Below are 7,165 nucleotides of genomic sequence, written 5' to 3' on the forward strand. Positions count from 1 at the left end.
GGCTTACATAGAAAATACAATAATACCTATGATAGTAATCAGAATCGATATGATCCCGCGTTTTGTAGGACGCTCTCCGAGGAACACCGCCGCCAGTACCGTGACCCAGATAATACCAGTGGATTCGATCATCGGCGTTACTTTCAATTCTACTCCCCGATACGCGAATACGTTGATAACGGTTGTGCCCATCATCAGTGCGTATCCCAGAATCACGCGCCAGTTCAAAAATTTTGCAAAGAAATTTTTATGGTCTTTTTCTGCGGACTGTTTCAGAAGAATTTGTGAAAGAGAAGCAACAAATACTGCTCCAAAAGCCAGCAGATAACTAATGTTCATCCATTCCATGAAGACTGATCCCCGCTATGATAATGATACTGCCGATAATGTTATTGATCGTCACCGTCTCGTTAAACAGGATTACGGACCAGACCAAAATCAGGATATACAGAATTCCTTTTCTCAGGTACGCCGTCGTCAGAGGAATCAATTCCAGCAAAAACTGCCACATGATGGCAAAGACTCCCAGACATCCCACCGCAATTACATAATAAAATATAAATTCAGGAGAAAGCGTCTCAAACTGACCGGCATATTTGATAAAAACAGAGCTGAGACTCTGAAGCACCAGAGACAGGGATAAAAGAAGCAGTATTTTTACCCTGCCTTTTTTCTTTTCGTCTGTCATTCCAGGCCCTCTTTTTCCACATTATAAGTCGCTTTAATTACATACTGAGGTTCTTTGTTCATCCCCAGAAACATTCTTCCCAGATATTCCCCTATCATGCCCAAAAACATAAAATTCAATCCGAAGAAGAAGGTGATCGCGCACATCAGGGACGGCCATCCCATTGATAACGTAGGATCTACAAACTTGCGGATTAGGATAAGCAGAGCCGCCAGCATCGCCGCGCCTGCGCAGATAAAACCGGTCACCGACGCCACCCGGAGCGGAATCACAGAAAATCCTATAATACTGGACCAAAGACGTACCAACTGTTTCAATGTATAGTTGGATTCTCCCACTTCCCGGTCAAAATGTTTGATCGGCACACTGGCAATGTTCTGTGTACAGCGCATGAATAATCCCAACAGGTACGTATAAGAGCCATGATATTCCACCGAATAATCCCTGACAAATTTTTTCACCACAAAATAGCTGGAGGTCCGCACATCCTTCGGTTTTTTTATCATAAGATTAACAGTCAGGTCGTTGAAGCGGCTCCCCAGATTCCGGAACCAGCTGTGTTTCTTCTCCGGATAATACCCGTATACCAGATCGTATCCCTGATCAAAAGTTTCGAATAATTTTCCCAGCTGAGAAGGATGAGTCTGCCCGTCGTCATCCATACCGATAATGACATCTCCGTCCGCATGGCGAAGAGCAGCCATCAAAGCATTATGCTGTCCGGAATTCACCGCCAGATCAATAACCTTCACATCCGGATATTCTTTCGCCATCTGGATCAGTTTGGCGATAGTTTTTCCTCCGTCCGGAGAACAGTCATTGACCAGAACAAATTCTACATTTCCTCTTCCCAGTTTATTCATCTCTTCTCTGGTCGTATTCACCACATGCTCAATGGTCTGATCTGACCGGTAACAGGGAATGATTACTGAATAAAGCATCTGTATCTATCCTCTTTTCTCTGCAGATATACTGCCGCCGTCTAAGGCTTTCACAGTAATATAATATCCGATTCTTGTGGAACTGTCCGTCACATGACCCGCATTTGACAGATCCAATTCGCTGATCCGGTAGATTTCTTCCGGACGCTCTGTCTGAAAGCGGCGCATCTCTTCCACGTCTTCCAACGTAAAGAGAAAATGGATCTCCGCCTGTACCGGTTCTCTCTTTGGTACCAGCACAGGCTCTTTCCCGCATGCCACATCGATCACCATCCCCATAAAATCATAACCTGTAGATAAATACACCAGGTCAGAGCCGATGCAGTCGCCGCCCATGCGGGAACCGATCTCGATGATCCGGATCTTTCCTTCCGGAGTAATTTTAAACTCTCCATGTGATGCTCCGTCTGTAACTTTCAGCGCGTCCAAAGCCCGAAACATAACCGGTTCTATTTTCTTCAGCATGTCTTCCGACAGGCCGCTTGGCTCCACATGCCCTGTTTCAATAAAGTGAGGCGATCCTGTGGTATATTTTTTCGTCACGGCCAGCGTCGTATGTTTTCCATGATAGGAGATCGTTTCATAACTGTATTCTTCCCCTTCCAGGTATTCCTCTACGATCGCGCTCTTTTCAAAAGACTGTTCCACCGCGTTGCGAATAGCTTCCGGAAGATCTTTGAAATCGGTAACCTTCGTAATCGCGCGGCTTCCCGAACGATCTGTCGGTTTTACGATAACCGGAAGGCGCAGACCGAACAGATATGCTTCTATGCGGTCAACCTTATAAAATCTGGGAACCGGTATTCCTGCGTTGGCGAAGGCCTCCCTCATGGCGTATTTATTTGTGGAAAGTCTGACACACTCCTCACTGTTGGCAGGCAGTCCCAATCCTGCCGCCACCCTGCTCACCGTAATATTAGCCAGATCAGAACCGATGGAAGCGACCGCATCCGGCTGGATCTGCCTGCATTTTTCCAGGATCTGATCTACCTCTACAATGCTGATCGGATAGAAATAATCCGCCGTCCCGGCACCGACGGCTCCGTCTTTCCATGCAAATACATGTGTCTCAAATCCCATTTCCTTCGCTTTCAGAATCAATTGGTTCTGAAAATCATTTGCCCCAATGATGACGATCTTCTTCATAATATTTTCATCTCTCCGTCTATTGGTAAAATTCTTTGATTTTCTCAACTACATACTGTATCTGTTCTTCCTTCAGCCCATAATACATGGGAAGTCTGGCCAGACGCTCGCTTTCTTTCGTAGTATAGACATCCTCCCCCTGAAATCTTCCGAACTGCTTGCCCGCAGGCGCGCTGTGAAGAGGGATATAATGAAATACTGCCTGTATGCCATTTTCTTTCAGAAAATGAATCAAATTCGTACGTTCTTCCAGATCCTTCGCTTTGATATAAAACATATGCGCGTTATGTGTACAGCCTTCCGGAACTGTGGGAAGTTCAATCTTCCCCTGATCTTCCAGAGGCTTTAATAATTTATAATACAGATTCCATGAGCTCATACGGTCATCGAATATCTGATCCGCCGCCTCCAACTGCCCGTATAGATAAGCCGCGTTCATATCTCCAGGTAAATAAGAGGATCCTGCGTCCACCCAGGTGTATTTATCAATCTGCCCACGGAAAAACTTGGCGCGGTTGGTCCCTTTTTCCCGGATAATCTCGGCGCGTTCGATATATTCCGGATTGCGGATCAGAAGCGCGCCTCCTTCTCCCATACTGTAATTCTTGGTTTCATGGAAGGAATAGCATCCGAAATCTCCGATCGTCCCCAGCGCTTGTCCTTTATAAGTGCTCATTACACCCTGCGCCGCATCCTCAATCACATACAGGTTGTATTTATGCGCCAGATCCATTATCTTATCCATTTCGCAGGACACGCCCGCATAATGGACAGGAACAATAGCTCTGGTCTTTTCCGTAATGGCCTCTTCAATCTTATTTTCATCTATATTCATAGTATCCGGACGAATATCTACAAATACTGCTTTGGCACCTCTCAGTACAAAGGCATCCGCAGTGGACACAAATGTATAAGAAGGCATGATCACTTCATCGCCTTCCTTAATATCTGTTAAAAGCGCGGCCAGCTCCGTTGCATGCGTACAGGATGTAGTCAACAGCGCTTTGGATGTACCCGTCTTGTTCTCCAGCCATTCACTGCATTTTTTTGTAAAAGGACCGTCTCCACAGAGCTTGCGGTTTTTTACCACCGCCTCCTCCACGTATTTCAATTCATTGCCCACATAAGGCGGAACATTAAAGTCTATCATCTGTTTATCCTCCTAACGGCGCTGCAGCACGACCCCGCGCCGCATTACTGATGCTTCATACCCCATATCCTTAAAATAATATGCCAGATCTGTGTCCAGAACATCTTCTTCATATCGATAATAATATACGACTGTAGGCAGCTTTTCCGGATGAAGCTCATAATAGATCCGGATCAGCGGATCTGTCTCCAGAGTCTCCCAGGTAGAATGAGACGCGCATTCTGCGTCTGTATACAAATACATCCACGGCGCGATTCCCACTACAAAGAGCTTATCCTGGGATGTCAGCTCCAGATCATCCATATCCTGCAGTACATCTCCGTACAGCCCGGCATTTTCTTCTGTCGTGTAAATACCTTCCATGGGTCCTGTTTCCAGACGCACATTCAACTCCGGCAGATGCTCGTCTCCCCATACATAGAAGATTCTCTGCCAGATACATCCGGCAAACTGAACCACCAGCAAAATACACACCAGGATGCGCAGCCAGACGGCCGAATGCTCTTTTACCGCTTTCCAGATCAAAAGCATCGACGCCGCGCCTGCGATCATATAAGCCGCCGATACTGTATAAATACCTGTATTCGTTGCAAAATGAGCCGCCAGCGTATAAATGACGCCCGGCACATACCAGCCATAGAACAGTCTGCGGTCCTTATCTGTCGATACCACATACGCGGTCAATCCCGGAAACGACAGCGGAATCAACATATAGTTAATGCCTACCATCTCCCAGAAAAATCCATAATAAATAATATAGGGAATTGCAGATATTACAGATACTGCCAGATATGCCGGATCGGGAATCTTTCTCTTCCTGTCTGCCAGCCGGAGCAGAAGCAGTATGCCTGTAACGTAAACTTCTATTTTATAATATCTGTGAATCCGGATAAAATATTTGGATAATTTTTCCCAGAAATCTTTCTGTCTCTCTGAATCCATGACAATGTAGGAAAAACCTTCCAATATCTCCTGCAGTGTTCCTCTGGAAAAAACAAAGGCCACGAAGAGAACAAAGATAATAAACGCACCCACGCCCATAAAGAAAAAAGTGCGGAAGGATAGAGCAGAATCCGGTTTTCTTCCGGTTCTTTTTCCATACAGAGAACATCCCGCGCAGATACATCCGTACAGTACAAATAAAATCACCGCATACGGATTGGACAACACCGCCCCCGCAATAAAGACGCCGCATAGTACCGCGTCCCGCGTCTTTATCTCGTCTGCAGAAGCCACTGTCACCAGTGTCAGCAGGACAAAGCCCAAGACCAGCGTATTGTAGGACAGAGCATTGATATTATACGGCGTCGTGACAAAATAAAAAAGCGCCGGAAAAATTCTGATCCATCCAAACCGCTTCAGCCATACAAAACAATAGGTAGCCACCGCCGCCTGAAAGAACAGATAAAGAAAACGGAAAATCAATACAATGCCGTCATTAGAATTATGAAACAGTCTCACCAGCATAAATAAAGGATACGTAATGAAGGCAAAAAGCTGTCCATTATTCCATTCATCGATCAGCATGGCGTCGCCCTGAAAGAAACGGTAAACCGTGCTGATATAGAAAATCTCATCGTTCTTATTAAAACCGAAAAACTGTCTCCAGCCGAATACCAGAAAGCCCAGGACCAAAAGTCCCGCAAATATCCATATAATATATCTCTGTCGTCCTGTCTTTTCCATCATAATCCTTCCGCCGATAATCTATCATGGATTATAGCACGCATATCAGTCCATTTCCACAATATCTTTGATAATCTTCACACACCCCTCAATTCCAAACATAGAACTGTTCAGGCATACATCATAATTATCCGACATCCCCCATTCCCTGTCAGTATAATATTTATAATGATTATAACGAGCCTTGTCAGTCTTTTTCAAAATAGAAGCCGCTTCCTTCTCCGGCATACCGTAAGAATGAATCGCCCTGTCTATTTTATCCTCTTCGTCCGCATGAATAAATACATTCAGACAATCCTTCCGGTCGCGGAGTACATAATCCGCACATCTTCCCACGATGACACACGACTCTTTCTCCGCCAGTTCTTTAATGATCCGGTTCTGAATCAGATACACTTCGTCCTGTATCGTCATCCCATTTCCATAAAACACATTGCTGGCATAAGAAAGACTGCTTGCAATATTAAAAAGAAGACTGCCAGTCATGTGCTCTCCTTTATCTTCGATAAATTCTGTGGCAAAACCGCTTGCTTTCGCCACCATGTCCATTAATTTTTCATCATAACAGGAAATACCCAGTTCTTTCGCCAGCTGTTCTCCGATATACCTTCCGCCGCTGCCGCACTGTCTGCTGATCGTAATGATTTTTTTCTTCATGTTGAAATCCTCCTTCCGGATATGATGATATTATTTAACTATTTTACCTCATTTTCTTCTGTTTGTCATCTTTCTATAGAAAAAGAACCCTGCTACGCAGAGTTCCTTCAGACAATGAAGCATCGGGGATTCGAACCCCGGACAACTTGATTAAAAGTCAAGTGCTCTACCAACTGAGCTAATGCTCCATATCCATGTGTAATTTTAGTGATACATACACAATGCCCAGAGCCGGAATCGAACCAGCGACACGAGGATTTTCAGTCCTCTGCTCTACCAACTGAGCTATCTGGGCATGAATTGCGGGGGCAGGATTTGAACCTACGACCTTCGGGTTATGAGCCCGACGAGCTTCCAGACTGCTCCACCCCGCGATAATATTTAATTGCTGAAGAATTATTTTTATATTCTTCAAATGGATGGAGGTGGATTCGAACCTTTTTGCATTATCGCAACAGATCTGAATCTTTCTCCGAATGGATGGAGGTGGATTCGAACCACCGAAGCAATTTGCAGCAGATTTACAGTCTGTCCCCTTTGGCCACTCGGGAATCCATCCATAAATGGGACCTACAGGGTTCGAACCTGTGACCCTCTGCTTGTAAGGCAGATGCTCTCCCAGCTGAGCTAAGATCCCACTTTATTAAATTATGAATATATAAAATATTCAAGCGACCCGAATGGGACTCGAACCCACGACCTCCGCCGTGACAGGGCGGCGCTCTAACCAACTGAGCCATCGGGCCATATAACTATTGTACCTTCAAAATCGCATACAGTCTATACCTTTTTTTATCTTCCACTTCCATCCTGCCCAGAACCTCTTGGTTAAGCCCTCGACCTATTAGTGACAGTCAGCTCCACACATTGCTGTGCTTCCACCTCTGCCCTATCTAC

The 7,165-nt window shown here is 45.3% G+C and carries 7 protein-coding genes and 6 tRNA genes; all 13 read right to left on the reverse strand.

The window, feature by feature from the left end:
* Positions 1-3 precede the first annotated feature (3 nt).
* Entirely contained in the window at positions 4-348 is a 345-nt protein-coding gene (locus tag B5F29_RS15950) for an EamA family transporter (protein ID WP_087155589.1), read from the reverse strand.
* The gene (locus tag B5F29_RS15955; RefSeq protein ID WP_087155590.1) at positions 329-688 is read right to left on the reverse strand and encodes a hypothetical protein; all 360 of its coding nucleotides are present in this window, start codon (positions 686-688) and stop codon (positions 329-331) included. The genes B5F29_RS15950 and B5F29_RS15955 overlap by 20 nt, the downstream gene beginning before the upstream one ends.
* Positions 685-1,629, reverse strand: a complete 945-nt coding sequence (locus B5F29_RS15960) for a glycosyltransferase (protein ID WP_087155591.1) — start codon at positions 1,627-1,629, stop codon at positions 685-687. Before B5F29_RS15960 ends, B5F29_RS15955 begins: the two co-directional genes overlap by 4 nt.
* A gap of 6 nt (positions 1,630-1,635) precedes the next feature.
* Positions 1,636-2,775, reverse strand: a complete 1,140-nt coding sequence (locus B5F29_RS15965; protein ID WP_087155592.1) for an ATP-grasp domain-containing protein — start codon at positions 2,773-2,775, stop codon at positions 1,636-1,638.
* A gap of 19 nt (positions 2,776-2,794) precedes the next feature.
* A complete protein-coding gene (gene rffA / locus B5F29_RS15970) occupies positions 2,795-3,925 on the reverse strand; it encodes a dTDP-4-amino-4,6-dideoxygalactose transaminase (RefSeq protein ID WP_087155593.1) in 1,131 nt (376 codons plus the stop codon).
* Positions 3,926-3,937: 12 nt separating this feature from the next.
* Positions 3,938-5,614: a hypothetical protein gene (locus B5F29_RS15975; protein ID WP_087155594.1), complete on the reverse strand. Its 1,677-nt coding sequence runs from the start codon at positions 5,612-5,614 to the stop codon at positions 3,938-3,940.
* 42 nt (positions 5,615-5,656) lie between these two features.
* Positions 5,657-6,268, reverse strand: coding sequence for a cytidylate kinase-like family protein (locus B5F29_RS15980; protein ID WP_087155595.1), 612 nt, complete (start codon positions 6,266-6,268; stop codon positions 5,657-5,659).
* 115 nt (positions 6,269-6,383) lie between these two features.
* A tRNA-Lys gene (locus B5F29_RS15985) sits at positions 6,384-6,456 on the reverse strand.
* Between the two features lie 34 nt (positions 6,457-6,490).
* A tRNA-Phe gene (locus tag B5F29_RS15990) sits at positions 6,491-6,563 on the reverse strand.
* Positions 6,564-6,568: 5 nt separating this feature from the next.
* A tRNA-Met gene (locus B5F29_RS15995) sits at positions 6,569-6,642 on the reverse strand.
* A 103-nt stretch (positions 6,643-6,745) separates the two neighbouring features.
* Positions 6,746-6,827 (reverse strand) — tRNA-Tyr (locus B5F29_RS16000).
* A 5-nt stretch (positions 6,828-6,832) separates the two neighbouring features.
* Positions 6,833-6,905 (reverse strand) — tRNA-Val (locus B5F29_RS16005).
* A gap of 35 nt (positions 6,906-6,940) precedes the next feature.
* Positions 6,941-7,014 (reverse strand) — tRNA-Asp (locus tag B5F29_RS16010).
* Positions 7,015-7,165 lie beyond the last annotated feature (151 nt).

It is taken from the genome of Lachnoclostridium sp. An196 (assembly GCF_002160135.1).
Lineage (GTDB): Bacteria > Bacillota > Clostridia > Lachnospirales > Lachnospiraceae > Hominiventricola > Hominiventricola avistercoris.

Excerpts from the sequence above, each read along its gene's own strand:
- B5F29_RS15950 (WP_087155589.1), bottom strand. The coding sequence starts at position 348 with ATGGAATGGATGAACATTAGTTATCTGCTGGCTTTTGGAGCAGTATTT.
- B5F29_RS15955 (WP_087155590.1), bottom strand. The coding sequence starts at position 688 with ATGACAGACGAAAAGAAAAAAGGCAGGGTAAAAATACTGCTTCTTTTA.
- B5F29_RS15960 (WP_087155591.1), bottom strand. The coding sequence starts at position 1,629 with ATGCTTTATTCAGTAATCATTCCCTGTTACCGGTCAGATCAGACCATT.
- B5F29_RS15965 (WP_087155592.1), bottom strand. The coding sequence starts at position 2,775 with ATGAAGAAGATCGTCATCATTGGGGCAAATGATTTTCAGAACCAATTG.
- rffA (WP_087155593.1), bottom strand. The coding sequence starts at position 3,925 with ATGATAGACTTTAATGTTCCGCCTTATGTGGGCAATGAATTGAAATAC.
- B5F29_RS15975 (WP_087155594.1), bottom strand. The coding sequence starts at position 5,614 with ATGATGGAAAAGACAGGACGACAGAGATATATTATATGGATATTTGCG.
- B5F29_RS15980 (WP_087155595.1), bottom strand. The coding sequence starts at position 6,268 with ATGAAGAAAAAAATCATTACGATCAGCAGACAGTGCGGCAGCGGCGGA.